Raw genomic sequence first — 16,210 nt, 5'->3', positions numbered from 1 at the left:
GAAACCGCCACCAGCACGGCGGCCGTTTGCGGACGGGAGAGCGGGAATCGCACCCGCGCAGTCTCTCACACCACTTCCCATCATGCGATTGGAACGCCACATGTCCGTTTCTCCGCCCATTCCACCGGAGAACACCGACCCCACCCAGACACCGGCCGACCCGCCCGAGCCCGCCCTGAACGGCGAGGACGAGACGCCGGACTACAAGACGCTCTACGAGCAGGCGAAGTCTCAACTGACCACCGCCGAGAAGGCCGCGCGCGACGCACGGGCCAAGGCCCGGCAGTGGGACGACGCGCAGGCCGCGCGACAGTCCGACGCGGAGAAGGCCGCCGCCCGCGCCACCGAGGCGGAGAACCAGGTCGCGGCGCTGCGGCGCCGGGCGGTGGACGCGGAAATCCGCGCCGCTGCGACCGGGTGGGCCGACCCGTCGGACGCGCCCCGGTTCCTCGACGACCACACCCGCTACGTGGGCGAGTCCGGCGAGATCGACACCGCCGCGATCACCGCCGACGCGGCCGCGGAGCTGGCACGGCGCCCGCACCTGGCCCGCGCCGAGGGGCCGCGTCGACCCGCCCCGGACCCGTCGCAGGGAGCGCGGCAGACCGGCCCCGGTGGGCTGGAGGAGCGCATCGCCGCCGCCGAGAAGGCCGGTGACTGGGCGACCGCCATCACCCTCAAGAACCAGCGCTTGGCCGCGATGCCGCCCGCGCACTGACACACCCCCACACCTGTTCTCTTTCCCCTGCTGTGAAAGGACTTTCCGCCTATGCCCGGTGTGGCCGCTATTGCCAACACCTACAACGCGCCGAATTACGTCGGCGAGCTTTTCGGCTTGACTCCGACCGATACCCCGTTCCTGTCCGCCATCGGAGGGTTGACCGGCGGCAAGCGCGCCAACGGGATCGTCCACACCTGGTCGGTCTACGACCTGCGCCCACCGGACGCCAACCGGCAGCGCACCGAGGGCGCCGACGCCCCCGCCGCGGAGACCCGCGTGCGCGGACAGGACCGCAATACCCTGGAAATCCACCAGGAGACCGTCGGCGTCACCTACACCCGCCAAGCCTCACAGGGCATGTTCGCCTCCACCGGCTCCGCCCACCCCAACGCCGCAAGCGTCGGCGGCACCAACGCGGTCGCGGTCGAGATGGACTGGCAGACCCGCCAGGCCCTCGTCCAGATCGGACGCGACGTCGAACTGTCCTTCATCACTGGCGTCTTCCAGGAGCCGTCCACGGTGTCCACCGCGCGCAAGACCCGCGGCATCCTCAACGCCACCACCACCAACGTCATCACCAACGCCACCCCCGCAGCCCTGACCGAGAAGATGGTCCTCGACCTGTTGCAGAAGGTCTGGGAGAACGGCGGCATCCAGGTCAGCGAAACCGCCACGCTGATGTGCGGGGCGTGGCAGAAGCGCCAGCTCACCAACGAGTTCATCACGAAGAAGAACTACCGGGAGGAGTCGCGCACCGTCGCCGGTGTCTCGGTGTCCACGATCGAGACCGACTTCGGCAGGATCAACCTGATGCTGTCACGGTTCATGCCCGCCGACGTCGTACAGGTCGTGTCGCTGGACCAGTGCGCACCGGTCATCCTCGAAGTCCCCGGCAAGGGCTTCCTGTTCTCCGAACCGCTGGCCCGCAGTGGCGCGACCGACCGCGCCCAGATCTACGGAGAGATCGGTCTGGAGTACGGGCCGGAGATCGCCCACGGCAAGATCACCAACCTCACCACCAGCTAAGGAGAGCACGTGAAGTTCACCAGCAGCGTGTACCCGGAACTGGTCGTGCACGACCTCGGCGTCGTCTTCCACGACGGCGAGACCGAGGTGACCGACAAGGCCACCATCGAGGCCCTGCGCGGCCTGCCCGCCGACGTCGGGGTGCGCGCCGCCGGTGGCCGCCCCCCGAAGGACCCCGCCACCCCATAGCCAGGGGTGGGCCGTCACCCGAACGACCTGACTCGAACACACGTTCGAGGCCGTGGTTAGGGTGCGGGCATGTTCGATGACCGGCCTCCCGATGCGACAGTCCGATACCGACACACCAACGCCGGGTACAGGGTCGCGATCCTGCCCGCGACGTGCAAGGTCGGTGTCCACTCGCTGTACGCCGTCGGCTACCTCGCCCGAGTCAGCGAGGCCGAGGGTGTCGTGCGGATCTCGTGCCACGCCTGCAACGAGAACGTCGACGTGGACCACTTCTGGGTGTTGACCATGCAAGGGTCGCCACCGGAATCCGCGGAGTTGGACGACGGGCCGTACCGGGACGTGGTGCCGGTCATGGTCGACCCGCGCGGTCGTGGTCGACCACCGGCCACGACGACCTGAACGTCCGTGAGCCGGTCAGGGGACGAGGGTGGTGGTGATCGGGTCGTTGGGGCACTGCTGCGCGCGGGCGGTCAGCGTCTGCTGCTCGGGCTCGTCCACCGACAGGTGCCAGCGTGTCTTGACCGTCACCCAGTCCGCCAGGTAGGTGCAGACCGCGTCGGGGTCCGGGGGCAGCCAGGTGGCGGGGTCCTGGTCGGATTTGGAGCGGTTGGTCTTGGCGGTCACGGCGACCAGCGCGCGGGACTCACCCAAGTCGTTGGCGTAGTCCTGCCGCCGTTGCGGCGTCCAGTCGAACGCCCCGCTGTCCCATGCCTCAGCCAGCGGGACCATGTGGTCGATGTCGAGGCCACCGGCCTTGTCGACGTCCACGTTGTCGTAGTAGGAGTGCCACCGGCCCTCGCCGATGGTGCAGCGGCCGGTGGTCTCCGGTGCGATGGTCGCCTCGGCCAGCAACACCTCGGCGCGGGTGTTGCAGCCGTTGCTGTCGGAGTCGACCCAGTGCTTGAACTTCGTCCGCACGTAGCCGTCCCGGACTTCCGTGGCCACAGGCAACGCGGCGATCGCCTTCCGCAGCGGCACCCGCACCTGTGCCGGTACGGGGTCGACCACCTGCTGGGCGTGCGCGGCGCCGGGCACCGTGATCACCGCCACCACTGCCGCCGCGACCGTCACCATCGCACGCACCGCAACACCCCCGACTCGGGAACTCGGACACCACCGTCCTACCGGGACGGCCGAGCCGCTGCCCGGTCACCGCGCCGCCACCACTCGATCAGGTCCGATCTCCCTGGCCTCCGTGTCCTGTCCTGGGGGTGGTCGTTGACCAGTCCTGGCCCGGTCCCGTTGGCCACCGTCGCCGACGTGCAGGCCCGCACCGATCAGGAACTCACCCCGGCCGAGCAGACCCGCGTCGGGGTGCTCATCGCCGATGCCACCGCGCTGGCCCGCGCTCGGGTGATCCCGTTCCCCACTCCGCCACCGGCCACCGCTGTAGGTGTCATCTGCACCGCCGTGCTCCGCGCCCTGGGCACCCCCGCCGACGGGGTGAAATCCGAGACGGTCGGCGGGCACACCCGGGTGGCCGCGCGCGAAGGCGGCGGGCTCTACCTCACCGACGACGAACTCGACCTGCTCCGCCCGGCAGCACCGGGCCGCGGTGACGCGTTCTCGATCTGGACCACCTGACCACGCCTGGGGCTGCCGATGCTGCTCCCGCACCGCCTGGTGGTCATCACCCCGATCCAGGTTCCCGACGCCTACGGCAACCCCGCCCCCGTCCTGGACTACGGCCCCACCGCGCCCCGCCGCACCGTGGCCGCGAACGTCCAACCATTGGCCACCACCGAGCCGGTCACCGTCCTGCAGCAACGCAGCCCCTTGGTGACCCGGTGGCGAGTGTTCACCCGCGAGGCGATCGAGCCGCGTGAACGGGTGCTGTGGAACGGGCGGGTGTGCGAGGTCGACGGCCGCCCCGCCCGCTGGGCACCGCGGTTCGGCCGCACCCACTACGAGCTGGTGCTGCGGCACGTGGAGGGCTGAGCCATGGCCACCTTCCACGGGTTCGAGATCGACCGGGCCGGGGTCGCGGAGTTCCTGCACAGCCCCGAGCTGGCCGCCGCCGTGCGCGCACTGGCCGAACAGGTCGCCGCAGCCGCCCGCGCCCAAGGCCACCTCGTCACCAGCGGCAAGCCGCTGCCGGTCGAGGTGGTCGACGACCCCAACCAGGACCGCGCGGGCGCAACCGTCGCGGTCCGCCACCCCGCCGGGATCGGCATGGAAGCCCACCACGGTGTCCTCAAGCGCGCCGCCGAGTCGGTGGGCCTGCACGTCGAAGGACTCGACCCGTGACCGCGCCGGTGCCCGTGGACGTGGTCGAGCTGGTGGTGCGGCTGCTGCGCCCGCTGCTCACCCACGCCGGAACGGACGGCACGCCACTCCCCGTATCCACAACTGTGGGTAACGGTGTGGACGGCGGTCCCCGATCGTTGCCATGGGTGCTGGTCGCCGAGGACGGCCACACCTGGACCTGGCCCGCGGTGCAGCGCTCGGTAATCCGGCTGACCTGCTGGCACCACACCCCGCACGCCGCCAAAGCCACCGCCGCCATCGCGCTCGGCCTGCTCTGCGTCCGCCCCCCACCGGCGCCGCTGCTGCACACCGAACCCATCACCGCGCCCATCACCGGCACCGACCCCTACACGGGCGCCCCACTGGCCACCGCCGCGCTGGCCGTGCACGCCCGCACTCCCCACCCCTGACCTTGGAGCACCCACGCCGATGGCGATCAACAGCGCGCTCGTGCGCGTCCCCGGAACCGGGGAACTCTCCCTCGCACCACCCGGCACCGCCGAACCTCCCGACGCCACCACCCCGCTCGTCGCCGCCTGGAAAGGACTCGGACTGTCCACACCAGACGGTGTGACACTCGCGCGGAGAGTGGAGAAGGAGGGAACCGAGCACTGGCAACAGCTCACCCCCGCCCGCTACATCTACAAGTCCCAGGAACTCACCGTGAAGTCGGTGTTCCAGGAGACCAAAGCAGCAGTGCTGTCCGCCTACTTCGGCGGCCTCACCTTCGCCGAAACCACCGCGGGGTCGAAGAAGTACCGGGCCGCGATCAGCACCGTCCCCAAGGGCGACATCCGCGCGCTGTGCGTGGACTGGACCGACCAGATCAGCGACACCGAGGTCTACCACCACCGCCTCTACATCCCCCGCACCGAGGTCAGTGAGACCGACGAAGCACAGTGGACCCGTACCCAAGAGGCGCGCTGGGGCATGACCTTCGCTGCCCTCGCCCCCACCGGCGGCTCCACCATCCTCGCCGTCTGGCTCACCGACGACCCCGCCGTCATCGACGCCACCCCCGCCACCCTCGCCATCACCGACGACCAGGAGGACACGTGAGCAGCAGGCAACGCGCCGAGGCCAGCGGCAAACCAGCCCCGACCGGCGGGGAGTTGGCGGTCCTGTGGCGCGGCAAGCGGTTCACCCTGCCCAGTGCGGAGCAGTTCCCACTCGAAGCGCTGGAAGCCGAGGAGGACGGTCGCCACCTCGCCGCGCTGCGGATCATCCTGGGCGATGCCCAGTACCGCACCTGGCGATCCCTCGCAGCCACGGCGGCTGACGTCGAGGACTTCTCCACCAAGGTCATGCGGGAGTTGGGCCGGGGAAACCGCTGACCGTCGCCCAACTGCTGGGCGACGACACGACCGCGGACTCGCTCGAAGCCGAGCTGCTCCGGTACGGGGTGGACCTGCTCGACCTCTACCGTGGTGATCTCACCTACCGGCGGCTGTGTGTCCTGGTCACCCACCTACCAGCGGACGCAGCAGTCTGGCGAGTCCACCATCCAGACGGGGGCCACACCCGCACCGAACTCCTGGTCGCGGCGGTGGAGCGTCGGGTCGCCCTGCTCTGGGCCACCGTTGCCGCTGCCCTGGGACACCAGATCCCCGAGGAACACCTGACCGGCCCGTTGGACTCGATTCCGGCAATCAGGAGCGACCCGGAAAGAGAATTGAACTCGCTACGGGAGATTGCCGCGTGGATGCGTTCTTAGCGGCTACACCTGGCGATTCCCATCCCGCGCGCACGTCTCCGACCTGCGGCGTGTACAGTCCGTTCTTGACATAGGCCAAGTTAGGTTCCAATGATGCTTATGTCAAAGAGTCGGCCGACCCCCCTGGGCTGCCACCCGCGAGGGGGTCGACCGACACGGTATCCAGTACTGGCCTCTGCCAGGGGTTACATCCCCAGGTGGACCCCTGGCAGGGCACCCGACTGGATCAACAACAGGGTCACCGTCACCATTAGATAGCGACCGGCGACCCGGCACTGGGCACAGCCCTTCACTGCACACTCCTCTCATCCCTGCGGCGATCCGCCGCGTCCGAGAGGCTATCGCGACGGCCCGAACCACAAAGCACCGCACCAGGCTTTGCTCGGCGCGACCGGCCCTTATCGCAGAAAATGCACTCGATGCGGGTACGTCATTCGACATGACGTATGTCATGTATCCCGGTCCCGACCGTCGGGCATCTGACCTGCGGGAACGCTGACCCCGTAACTCCTCGACAGCGCGTGGCCCGTGGCGAGCCGGGACGGGCCGCTGCGGCAGAAAATGTGCGGACCGTTGCCGGGGGCGTGATGCCCCGTGGCGACGGTCGGTCACGCCTACCTCAAGGTCCTGCCCAGCCTGCAAGGGCTCGGGCGCCACCTGCGCGATCAGATCCGCACGGCCGAGTCCGGCGCCCCCGCGATCTCGCTGACCGCACAGGTGCAGACCGCGCTGCTGCGCGAACAGCTCCGGATCGCCGCGCGCGAGGGTGATCAGACCGCGGTGCGGCTGCTGGCGGAGCTCGACGCGCTCCCCGCGCAAACCCGGTTTCAGGCGCTGCTGCGCCAGCTGTCGGGCCAGTCGGTGTCGGTCCGGGTTGCGGTGGACCGCTCGCTGGGCACGGCGGTGCGAGGCTCGCTGGCGCTCTCGCGCGGGATGGGCGAGGTCACCGCCTCGACCACCCGCGCCATCGCGGTCACCGGCGCGGCGACCCTGCGCTACGCCGCCCTCACCGCCGCGGTGGGCAGCGCGGTCGGGACGCTGGGCGGGCTCGGCTCGGCGGCGGCCACCGCGTCGGGGTCGCTGCTGCTGATCCCGGCCGCCGGGCTCGCGGCCGTGGCGGTCGTGCAGACCCTGCGGCTGGGCACCGAGGGGTTCGGCGACGCTCTGTCCGCAGCGGATCCCGCGGCGTTCGCCAAGGCGGTCGCGGGGATGCCGCCGCCGATGCGGGCGACCGCCGAGGCCGTGCGCGCGCTGCGCCCGGAGTTCGCCGGTCTCCAGCTCGGTGTGCAGGAGCGGTTGTTCGCCGGGCTTGCCGGTGAGGTGTCCACGCTCGGCGCCCGGTATCTGCCGATCCTGCGGACCGGCACCCTCGGTGTCGCCGACGCCCTCAACTCCGGCGCCCTGGGCGTCGGCCGGTTCTTGGGTGAGGCGCGCACCGGCGCGGACCTGTCGGCGATCTTCGCCGACTCCGCGACCGCGGCGGGCCGGTTGTCGGGCGCGGTGCAGCCGCTGCTGCAAGCCCTGCGCGACATCGCGGCCGTGGGCTCGGGGTTCCTGCCCGAGTTCGCCGGTGGGCTCACCGCCGCCACTGAGCGCTTCGCCGCGTTCGTCGCCCAGGCCCGCGCGTCGGGGCGGCTTCAGGAGTGGATGCGCGAGGGCCTGGCCGCTCTGCGCGAGCTGGGCACCCTGCTCGGGAACCTGGCGGGGATCGCCGCCACGGTGTTCCGTGCCGCGAACACCAGCGGCACATCGTTCCTGGCCACGGTCAACGCCGTCACCGCGTCGGTGTTGGCGTTCCTGCGCTCCGCAGAGGGCCAGACCGCGCTGGCCCAGGTGTTCAGCGGGATCTCCGCCGTCGCACAGGGGCTCAACCCGATCGTGCGCGCCCTGGGCGAGGCGCTGTCCACCAGCATCGCCCCCGCCGTCGCCGCGCTGGGTCCGCAGCTCGGCCAGGCGCTGGCCACCACCGCTCGTGCGGTCGGTCCCCTGGCCGCTGCCGCGGCCCAGCTCGCCCCGCTGGCGGGCGCGGTGGCGTTGGCCTTCGCCGACCTGCTGGTCCCCGCGAGCGAGGCCCTGGCCCCGCTGTTCGCCGAGCTCACCGGACCACTGTCCACAGTGGCCGGTTTGCTGGCCGGTGCGGTCGGGGACGCGATCCGCACCACCACCCCCGCAGCCGTCGCCCTGGCCCGCGCGGCGGCCCCGCTGCTGGTCCAGTTCGCCGAGCTGGCGGCGGGTGGGCTTCGTTTGCTGGCCCCGATTCTGGCCCAGCTGCTGACCCAGCTTGCCCCTGTCGCGGCCACCTTCGGCGGCGCCTTTCTCCAGGCGGCGCAGGCCGCCCTGCCGGTGGTCGCGCAGCTCGCGTCGCTGTTCGGCCAGACCCTGCTGGCCGGGTTGCGCGCCGTCCAACCTGCCCTGCCGGTACTGGTCGAGCTGGTCTCCCAGCTCGCTTCCGTTATCTCCCAAGGGCTCGCCACCGCCACACCTACTTTGGTCCAGATTGGACAGTTGGTGGGCGAGGTGCTGGTCACCGCCGTATCGGCCCTGGCCCCGCAGCTGCCGCAGCTCGCCGAGGGCTTCTTCGCGATCGTCAACGCCGCGCTGCCGCTGCTGCCGCCCCTGCTGTCGCTCGGGACGGCCCTGCTGCCACCGATCATCGCGCTCGCGGTGCAGCTCAGTCCCGTGCTCCAGCAGGCGGCAGCGGTGTTCGCCCAGGTCACAGCCGCCGCCGTGCCGCTGGTCGAGCAGCTGGTGCGCTGGCTCGTGCCCGCGATCCAGGCCCTGCTCGGCGTGGTCGAGCGCGTGTTCGCCGCCGTGTCCTCGATCATCTCCGGCGCCCTGCGCTACATCCAAGGCGTGATCGACGTCGCGCTCGGACTGATCAGCGGGAACTGGGATCGCGCCTGGCAGGGGCTGCGGAACATGGTCGGTGGCGTCTGGGACATGGTGTCGGGCGCGGTGTCGAACGGGATCGGCGCCGTGGTCGGCCTGGTGCGCGATCTACCGGGGCGCATCCTCGGCGTGCTCGGCGACCTCGGAAACCTGTTGGTGGAAGCCGGAAAGAACATCATCCGGGGTCTCATTCGCGGCATCGAGTCGGCGGTGCAGTGGCTCAAGGACAAGCTGTCGTGGGTGACCGACCTGCTACCGGACTGGAAGGGTCCACCGTCGCGCGACCGCGTGCTGCTGGCCCCCACCGGCCGGTTGATCATGACCGGGTTCCTGCGCGGCCTGGAGGACGGAACACCGCAGGTGCGCGACTACCTGACCGACCTCACCGACACCCTGCCCACCGACCCGCTCCCCCTTCCCGCCAACGCTGTTCGCCGTGGGTCGCCCTCGGCGTCCGGCGGTGGCGCGGGTGCCGGGTTGCTGGGGCAGCACACCTGGGACATGTCCGCCGCGGTGACGGCCGGAGTCCTCGCCGCCCTCGACGGCGCGCGGTTGCGGGTGGACGGGGCCGGGGTCGCCCGGCTGGTCAACGACGCCAACATCCGCAACGCCCGACGCTGAACCAGGTGGGGGTGGTGCCCCGTGGGCTTCCACCTCGGACCACTCGGCGCGCTGCGCGCCCTGCCCTCGCCGTCATTGGGCGGTGGACCGGACGCGACCGCGACCCGGCTGGGCGGTGTGCACCGGTCGCTCGGCGGGCGGGTCACCGTGGACCAGGTCGCGGTGAAACGCACGTGGTCGCTGACCTGGCCCTACCTCGACCCCGACACCCACGCCTACCTCGACGCCCTCCACCTTGGTCTGGTGGACGGGCCGCTGTGGCTCATCGACGGCGAACGCCGCAACCGCCTGGCCCCACGGGTCGCCGCAACCGGTTCGGCCACCCGCACCACCGCCGGATTCAGCCCGACCGCCGGGACGCTGCTGTGGACACCGACCGTGCCGGTGTCACCGGTACCGCTGGCCGGGGGCCTGGACTGGACCCCGCCCCCGGTCGGCGGCTCCCTGGCCGGTGATCCCGTTCCGCTGGTGACGGGGGAGCCGGTGACCGCCTCGGCGTGGGTACGGGCGGGAGTCACCACGCGGGTCCGGTTGGAGTTCTACGACACCACCGACACCCAGATCGGGCACGTCGACTCCCCACCCTCCACCCCCGGCACCGACCAGCGGCTATCGGTATCGGTGATCGCCTCCGCCGCCGCAGCGGCGCGGGTGGCGCTGCTGGTCGAGGCCAACCCGAGCGGTGCCCACGTGCTCACCACCGCCTGGCAACTCGACGCCGCCCCCACCACCACGCCGTGGGCGCCCGGGGGCGGAGCGGCCGAAGTCGCGGTCGACGCGCTCTCGGCGGCCTACCCGGTGCCCGGGTCGTGGGCCACCACCCTCACCCTCCTGGAGGTCTAGACGATGCAAGCCCGCGATGATCAGGACTTGGCGAAAGCGGTCACAGCGCCCGAGCGGGTTCCGCTGGTGCGGCTGGAGGCCGACTGGAGCCGCGACGGCACCTACGGTCATCCGCTCTCGGACCTGTCGCCGGTGGTGGAGTCGGTAAGCGTGGAGCGCTCGATCACCGGAGACCTCCCGCCCGAGGCGACGTTGGTGGAGGGCTACACCACCGCCAAGCTCGTCGCCGAGCTCGGCGGCACCCGCCCCGGTGATCCCCGCGACATCGCGCGGATGCTGTCCCCGTACCGGGCCGATCACGCGGTGGACACCGACGACATGATGGACGCGCCCCTGCGGCTGGACCTCGGCCTGGTCACGAAGTCCGGTCCGCGGTGGGCGCGCCAGTTCACCGGCGCCACCCGCACCGCGCGCCTGTCCGCCTCCCGCCGCACGGTCACCGTCGAAGGGCTGGACCCGGCGGAACGGCTGCGCGCGTCGGTGACGCTGCCGCTGTGGGCGATGTGGGAGTTCGAGTTCCGCAACCTGCGCTCCTACCCCTACCGCAACCTCACCAACACCCAGTGGGTGATCGACTATGTTTTGCGGCGCAACGGGATCCACGCTTCCCCGCCGCCACGTGAGGGGGCGCTGTGGGGGATGACCTGCCACGGCAGCCTCGCCCCGGACATCGGCTGGCGGGCCGCGCTCATCACCGCCACCAAGACCAACGCGACCGTGCCGGAGTTCATCGACGGCCCCTACGGGCTCGCGTGCAACGGCGGCCCGGACTCCTGGTCCTGGACGGGGGCGACGCCGACCAGCAGTCCCTACATGTCCTACCCGCAGCTCATCGAGTTCGAGATCCGCGCCGGTGCCACCAACACCTTCCACCGGTCCTCCGACGGCACAGTCGTGTCGGTCTCCGACGGCGTCGTCAAGCTCCAGGGCAACACCATCGACGTCGCCGTCACCGCCTCCGGTGGCCTGGTGGCGCGGCTGTGGGCCAACCGCAACTCCACGACGCCGACCCTGGCCGGGACGATCACCGGACCGACCATCACCGGCGCGACCCGCTGGCACTCGGTCGGTCTGTGGATCGGCTGGTACGCCAACGGGGATGTGGTCCACCGCTGGCACCTCGACGGCGTCCAGACCCCCTCGTTCACCACCACGGTCGGCCGCCCCGTGGACTACCCCTCCCTGCCCGGTGGCGTCCACGCCTTCACCCCTCTGCCGGTGCAGTGCCTCCGCTGGGCGCAGAGGATCTTCACCCTGCCCGCCGACTGGGGCACCCCACACACCCCGACCGCCACGATCGACACCGGACTGAACTGGATCACCGGGCTACCCGACGTGGTCGACGGCGACTCCTGGGACGTCATCCGCCAAGCAGCCGCCGCCGAGTACGGCACCGTCTCCTTTGACGAGCACGGCCACTTCACCTTCCGCACCCGCAACCGGCCGCGCCCCGCCCCGGTCAAGGACCTCTCCGCGCAGGTCGACCTCAAGGACCTGGACCTGACCATCGCGGTGGACTCGGTCCGCACCGAGATCACCTACCGCACCACCGCCCGCTACGAATCCAGCACCCGCGAAGTCGTGTTCGCCGCCGGCACCCTCGACCAGTTCGACTCGCCCCCCGGCTACACCAGCTACCCGATCCAACTCGCCCGCCGATGCCTGGTCGATGACGGCATGACCTCCTACACCCCCGACGTGTGGCCCCCACAGTTCTCCGGGTTCGTCTCCGTCAACGCCGCCACCGGCGCCCGGGTGTCCAACGTCGACGTGGACCTGTCCGTCGACCCCGACCAACTCCACGTCAACCTGCTGGTGTCCAACCCGAACGCCTTCACGGTGCGGATGGCCGCGGGCACCCGACCCGCCCTCCAGATCACGGGCACCGTCATCACCGACGACACCACCTACACCGGCATCACCCGCAACACCACCTCAGCCGCCCGCTACGGCCGCCGCGTCCTCGACCTGCCCGACAACCCCTTCCGGCAACGCCCCGAGTCCACCCGCGACGTCGCCACCTCCCTACTCGGCGACCTGGCCGCGCCCGTGGCGATCCTGGCCGACGTCCCCGTGGTCGGCGACCCCCGCGTGCAACTGACCGACGTGGTCACGGTCAACGACCCGAGCGGGCTCGGCGGCCCGATCACCGCCGCCGTCATCGGCTCACGCCGCGTCCACACCACCACCGACGGCCTGGCCGACACGCTCACCCTGCGCGTCCTGCGCTGATCCGGACCGGCCACGGGGGTGACGCCCCGTGGACCCTGCCTGGCTCGGCGGCATCGCCGCACTCCTCGGCCCGCTCACCGGGGCCGTCACCGGCGCGTGGACCGCGCGCCGCACGCTGCGCGCCACCCGCGCCTCCAGCGAGCAACAGTCCCTGGCCGCGCTGCACGCCGGTTATCAGGCCCTGCTGGACGAGCGAGCCACCTACACCCGTGACGTCCTGGCCGAACTCGCCGCGGTCAAGACCGAACTCGCCGCGCTGCGCGTGGAGCACCTGCGCGTGCTCACCGAGATCGCCGGACTCCGCGCCCACCTCACCCCACCCACCCCGGTCCCGGCACGCCCGGACCAGGAAGGAAACCCTTGACCGACTACGGAATCGACCTCTCCCACCACAACCGCGTGGACGACTGGCGCGCGGTACGCGGCAACGGCATCACCTACGCCAGCGTCAAGGTCACCGAGTCCACCGACTGGGTCGACCCCGCCGCCGGTGGCCACATCGCCGGAGCACGCTCGGCCGGGATCGCGGTCGGTGGCTACCACTTCGCTCGCGCCACTGGCGTGCAGGCGCAGGTGGACCACTTCACCGCGCACCTGCGCCGCCACGGTTTGCTCGCCGCCGGATCGCTCGCCCCGATGCTGGACATGGAAGCCGCCGAGCTGCGCGGCAACGCCAACGTGTTCGTCCGCGACTTCATCACCCGGCTGCGCGCCACCGCCGGTGTCCGCCGAGTCCTGGTTTACGCCAACCACGACTGGTACAGCAACGTGCTGCGTCCCGACTGGGCCGACGGCGACACGATGCTGTGGATCGCCCGCTACAACGGCGACCCAGGACGACCCGGCTGGAGCCACCACCGCTTGGCCCTGCACCAGCACACCAGCTCCGGGCGCGTTCCCGGCATCCCGGGCAACGTCGACCGCGACGCCACCGTCGGCCCGTGGACCCTCGGCGCCCTCACCCTCGGCGACCCCAACCCCGCACCCGGTCCGGCACCCACCCCGCCCGCACCCGGCACCTACGTCATCGCCCCCGGCGACACCCTCTCCGCCATCGCGGTCAGGTTCGGCACCACCGTGGCCGCGCTCGCCACGCTCAACGGCATCTCCGACCCGAACCGCATCCAGGCCGGGGCGGCTCTGCGCCTGCCCGGACCCGGTGCACCCGCTCCGGCGCCGCCGCGTCGGTACCAGATCCGCAGCGGGGACACCCTCTCCGGCATCGCCGCCCGCCACGGCACCACCGTTGCCGCACTCGCCCGACTCAACGGCCTCGCGAACCCGGATCGAATCCAGGCCGGAGCCTGGCTCACCCTGCCCTGACCGTGACCGCCGACCCGCCACCCGACCCGGTCGGCTCGTGGCTGCTGTTGGCCATCGTCGGCGGCTGGCTCTGCGTCAAGTCCGCGGTCGCGTTCGTCCGGCTCTACGAGCGCCTCGACCATCTACCGCCCCACCCACCCCATCGGAAGGAACGGATCATCCACATGGCCACCCGCTACCCGCTGCGCGTCGGCGCGTCCATCGTCGGCGGCCTCACCGCCGCCGTCTCCGGCCTCGTCGGCTCCGGCCTGTTCACCACCGAGCAGGGCTCGGCGACCACCGGCATCATCACCGCCGCGGTTACCTTGCTCGCCGCGTTCGGCATCACCGTCACCGGCGAACGCAAGGTCACCCCGCTGGCCGACCCGCGCGACCAGGACGGCACCCCGCTGGTCCCGGCCGACACCGGCGAGTCCCCGACCACCCTCTACTGACCACCCGTCCATCCGCGCCGCAGGGGAGCCCGTCTCCCCCGCGACGCGGGCTCGGGCCGTCTGCGGCACTCGCCTCCTGGGGGAGCGATCACCGCCGTGTCCGAGCAGAACCCGATCACCGTCGAGCGCATCGACACCACACCGATGACCGACCGCGAACACGCCGACGCTGTGTCCGCTTTGGCAGTGCTCATCACCGCGTGGACCACGAATAGGAAGTCCGACACACCCTAGATTCAGCCCGAATCACCGGCTGCCATTCTTGATAAACTCCGAGAATGACAACAGAACATGAGCCGCCGCCCGTGGAATGTGTTGAGCATTCCCGGGCGGCGGCGTTTCGGGAAGACAACTGGGGGCCGCCACGCAATGGCAACTAAGACGCGAAACAGGAAGGTAAGACGGGAAGCCCTCGGCGAACTCGGCACGGACGTCCGGGTGGCACTGTATGTGCGGCGCTCCACCGACGAGGAGAACCAGCAGTACACCTCCCGGGTCCAGGAAGATCGGATGCGCGCCTACGTCGCCTCCCAGCCCGGGTGGCGCGTCGTCATGGTCTATAGCGACAACGCCTCCGGCAAGGACACCTACCGCGACGACCTGGCCAAGGCGATGAAGGCCAGCCGAGCGGGCCTGTTCGACGTGCTGTTGGTGTTCAAGGTCGACCGGCTCTCCCGCAACCTGCGTGACCTGGTCACCCTGCTCGATGACCTTGATGAGAACGGCGTGGTGTTCCGCTCCGCCACCGAGCCCTTCGACACCTCCACCCCTATGGGCCGGATGCTCGTCCAGATGCTCGGCATGTTCGCCCAGTTCGAGCGCGAACTCATTGTCGAACGGGTCATCGCCGGAATGGAGAAAGCCGCCGAAGCCGGGAAATGGAAGGGCGGGCGACTCCCGTTCGGCTACGGCCTCAACCGCAAGATCATGCAACTCGTCCCCGACAAGTCCCAAGCCGTGGTCGTCGCGCTCATCTTCGACTTCTACACCCGCGACCGACTCGGCTCGAACGCCATCGCGAAACTGCTCAATCTGCGTGGACTGCGCACCAGCACCGGCAAGCAGTGGTCCCCGCAACAGGTACTGCGGGTCTTGGCCAACCGCGTCTACATCGGCGAACTCACCTTCCGTGGGATCACCGTGGAGTTCTGCCACGCCCCGCTGGTCACCGACCACGTCTTCGAGCAAGCACAGCGCCTGCTCGACGAGCGCGGCGAGGACCACTCCAAGCGCGCCGCGAACGCCAGTGACTACCTCGCCACCGGCAAGATGCGCTGCCCGATGTGCGGGAAGGCGTACATCGGCACCCGTGCAACCGGCCGCACCAAGACCTACCGCTACTACACCTGCTGGACCCGGTCCCGCTACGGCACCGACGCCTGCCCGTCCCCGCGGTTGGACGCCGACCAGATCGACTCGACCTTGCTCGACTCGATGGCCACGTTCTTCCGCACCCAGCACGACCTCATGGCCGACGCCGTGGCCGCCGCCCAGCGCGACCACGCCAGCAACTTCGACACCCGCCAAGACGAACTCGACACCGTCAACGCCGAGCTGGCCAAGACCAACGCCAAGATCGACCGCTACCTCGACGCCTTCGAGGACGGCACCCTCGAACCCGAGGACGTCAAGGAACGGCTCACCAAGCTCCGCTCCACCAAGCAGCAGCTACAGGACCGCCGAGACGTGCTCGCCTACGAACTCACCGAGCAACCCACCATGCCCGACACCGCGACCCTCACCGAGGTCAGTCAGCACGTCCACGAGGTCATCCAGGACGGCACCACCCTCCAACGCAAAGCCCTCGTGGAAGCCCTCGTGGCCCAGGTCAGCTTCCCTGCACCCGACCGCATGGTCCCCACCTTCCGGGTACCACAACCACCCGACCAGCCACCCCAGACAGCCGCAGAGGCTGACCCTGGTGACCAGGAATCAGCCTCTGCGGTTCGCGTATCAACACGTTTGGTGGAG

The 16,210-nt window shown here is 70.6% G+C and carries 20 protein-coding genes; 19 read left to right on the top strand and 1 reads right to left on the bottom strand.

What is annotated here, in order from left to right; all coding sequences use genetic code 11:
* Window positions 1–100 precede the first annotated feature (100 nt).
* The 4 genes from BMY07_RS32950 (at window position 101) to BMY07_RS32935 (ending at window position 2,335) form a co-directional block, all read left to right on the top strand.
* Window positions 101–718 (top strand): hypothetical protein, encoded by a 618-nt coding sequence (locus tag BMY07_RS32950; protein WP_092787196.1) that lies wholly within the window; start codon window positions 101–103, stop codon window positions 716–718.
* A 51-nt stretch (window positions 719–769) separates the two neighbouring features.
* Window positions 770–1,747, top strand: a complete 978-nt coding sequence (locus BMY07_RS32945; RefSeq protein ID WP_092787194.1) for an SU10 major capsid protein — start codon at window positions 770–772, stop codon at window positions 1,745–1,747.
* A 9-nt stretch (window positions 1,748–1,756) separates the two neighbouring features.
* Window positions 1,757–1,936 (top strand): hypothetical protein, encoded by a 180-nt coding sequence (locus tag BMY07_RS32940; protein ID WP_092787192.1) that lies wholly within the window; start codon window positions 1,757–1,759, stop codon window positions 1,934–1,936.
* A 69-nt stretch (window positions 1,937–2,005) separates the two neighbouring features.
* Entirely contained in the window at window positions 2,006–2,335 is a 330-nt protein-coding gene (locus BMY07_RS32935) for a hypothetical protein (RefSeq protein WP_092787190.1), read from the top strand.
* 15 nt (window positions 2,336–2,350) lie between these two features.
* Here the strand turns inward: BMY07_RS32935 and BMY07_RS32930 are convergent, their stop codons facing one another.
* Window positions 2,351–3,010, bottom strand: a complete 660-nt coding sequence (locus BMY07_RS32930; protein ID WP_092787188.1) for an HNH endonuclease family protein — start codon at window positions 3,008–3,010, stop codon at window positions 2,351–2,353.
* A gap of 144 nt (window positions 3,011–3,154) precedes the next feature.
* On the opposite strand from BMY07_RS32930, the gene BMY07_RS32925 reads away from it, so the two are divergent.
* The 15 genes from BMY07_RS32925 to BMY07_RS32860 form a co-directional block, all read left to right on the top strand.
* Window positions 3,155–3,520, top strand: a complete 366-nt coding sequence (locus tag BMY07_RS32925) for a hypothetical protein (protein WP_143073764.1) — start codon at window positions 3,155–3,157, stop codon at window positions 3,518–3,520.
* 18 nt (window positions 3,521–3,538) lie between these two features.
* The gene (locus BMY07_RS32920) at window positions 3,539–3,874 is read left to right on the top strand and encodes a phage head completion protein (protein ID WP_092787184.1); all 336 of its coding nucleotides are present in this window, start codon (window positions 3,539–3,541) and stop codon (window positions 3,872–3,874) included.
* Between the two features lie 3 nt (window positions 3,875–3,877).
* Complete coding sequence (locus tag BMY07_RS32915; protein ID WP_092787182.1) at window positions 3,878–4,183, top strand: hypothetical protein; 306 nt, start codon at window positions 3,878–3,880, stop codon at window positions 4,181–4,183.
* Window positions 4,180–4,593 carry a hypothetical protein gene (locus BMY07_RS32910; protein ID WP_092787180.1) on the top strand — a complete coding sequence of 138 codons (414 nt, stop codon included), beginning with the start codon at window positions 4,180–4,182 and terminating at the stop codon, window positions 4,591–4,593. The genes BMY07_RS32915 and BMY07_RS32910 overlap by 4 nt, the downstream gene beginning before the upstream one ends.
* 19 nt (window positions 4,594–4,612) lie before the next feature.
* Entirely contained in the window at window positions 4,613–5,242 is a 630-nt protein-coding gene (locus BMY07_RS32905; protein ID WP_092787178.1) for a phage tail tube protein, read from the top strand.
* Window positions 5,239–5,517 carry a hypothetical protein gene (locus tag BMY07_RS32900; protein WP_092787176.1) on the top strand — a complete coding sequence of 93 codons (279 nt, stop codon included), beginning with the start codon at window positions 5,239–5,241 and terminating at the stop codon, window positions 5,515–5,517. Before BMY07_RS32905 ends, BMY07_RS32900 begins: the two co-directional genes overlap by 4 nt.
* A gap of 68 nt (window positions 5,518–5,585) precedes the next feature.
* Window positions 5,586–5,897, top strand: a complete 312-nt coding sequence (locus BMY07_RS32895) for a hypothetical protein (protein WP_245782798.1) — start codon at window positions 5,586–5,588, stop codon at window positions 5,895–5,897.
* A 594-nt stretch (window positions 5,898–6,491) separates the two neighbouring features.
* Complete coding sequence (locus tag BMY07_RS32890) at window positions 6,492–9,407, top strand: phage tail protein (RefSeq protein ID WP_092787174.1); 2,916 nt, start codon at window positions 6,492–6,494, stop codon at window positions 9,405–9,407.
* A gap of 21 nt (window positions 9,408–9,428) precedes the next feature.
* On the top strand, window positions 9,429–10,250 hold the full coding sequence (locus tag BMY07_RS32885) for a hypothetical protein (RefSeq protein WP_092787172.1): 822 nt from the start codon (window positions 9,429–9,431) through the stop codon (window positions 10,248–10,250).
* Window positions 10,251–10,277: 27 nt separating this feature from the next.
* Window positions 10,278–12,482, top strand: a complete 2,205-nt coding sequence (locus BMY07_RS32880; RefSeq protein ID WP_143073763.1) for a hypothetical protein — start codon at window positions 10,278–10,280, stop codon at window positions 12,480–12,482.
* Between the two features lie 28 nt (window positions 12,483–12,510).
* A complete protein-coding gene (locus BMY07_RS32875) occupies window positions 12,511–12,846 on the top strand; it encodes a hypothetical protein (protein WP_092787168.1) in 336 nt (111 codons plus the stop codon).
* Window positions 12,843–13,805: a GH25 family lysozyme gene (locus tag BMY07_RS32870; protein WP_092787166.1), complete on the top strand. Its 963-nt coding sequence runs from the start codon at window positions 12,843–12,845 to the stop codon at window positions 13,803–13,805. Before BMY07_RS32875 ends, BMY07_RS32870 begins: the two co-directional genes overlap by 4 nt.
* 2 nt (window positions 13,806–13,807) lie before the next feature.
* Window positions 13,808–14,239, top strand: a complete 432-nt coding sequence (locus tag BMY07_RS35795; protein ID WP_245782797.1) for a hypothetical protein — start codon at window positions 13,808–13,810, stop codon at window positions 14,237–14,239.
* Window positions 14,240–14,335: 96 nt separating this feature from the next.
* Entirely contained in the window at window positions 14,336–14,473 is a 138-nt protein-coding gene (locus BMY07_RS34730) for a hypothetical protein (protein WP_177215938.1), read from the top strand.
* Window positions 14,474–14,677: 204 nt separating this feature from the next.
* A partial coding sequence (locus BMY07_RS32860) for a recombinase family protein (protein WP_092787164.1) occupies window positions 14,678–16,210 on the top strand: 1,533 nt, incomplete at its 3' end.

The sequence above is a fragment of the Actinokineospora terrae genome (genome assembly GCF_900111175.1).
GTDB lineage: Bacteria > Actinomycetota > Actinomycetes > Mycobacteriales > Pseudonocardiaceae > Actinokineospora > Actinokineospora terrae.
The sequence above is the reverse complement of the archived record's forward strand: the minus strand, read 5'-3'. Positions and strand labels throughout refer to the sequence as shown.

Bases quoted from the DNA above. Each gene is read 5' to 3' on its own strand.
- BMY07_RS32950 (WP_092787196.1), top strand. From the start codon at position 101: ATGTCCGTTTCTCCGCCCATTCCACCGGAGAACACCGACCCCACCCAG.
- BMY07_RS32945 (WP_092787194.1), top strand. From the start codon at position 770: ATGCCCGGTGTGGCCGCTATTGCCAACACCTACAACGCGCCGAATTAC.
- BMY07_RS32935 (WP_092787190.1), top strand. From the start codon at position 2,006: ATGTTCGATGACCGGCCTCCCGATGCGACAGTCCGATACCGACACACC.
- BMY07_RS32930 (WP_092787188.1), bottom strand. From the start codon at position 3,010: ATGGTGACGGTCGCGGCGGCAGTGGTGGCGGTGATCACGGTGCCCGGC.
- BMY07_RS32920 (WP_092787184.1), top strand. From the start codon at position 3,539: ATGCTGCTCCCGCACCGCCTGGTGGTCATCACCCCGATCCAGGTTCCC.
- BMY07_RS32915 (WP_092787182.1), top strand. From the start codon at position 3,878: ATGGCCACCTTCCACGGGTTCGAGATCGACCGGGCCGGGGTCGCGGAG.
- BMY07_RS32905 (WP_092787178.1), top strand. From the start codon at position 4,613: ATGGCGATCAACAGCGCGCTCGTGCGCGTCCCCGGAACCGGGGAACTC.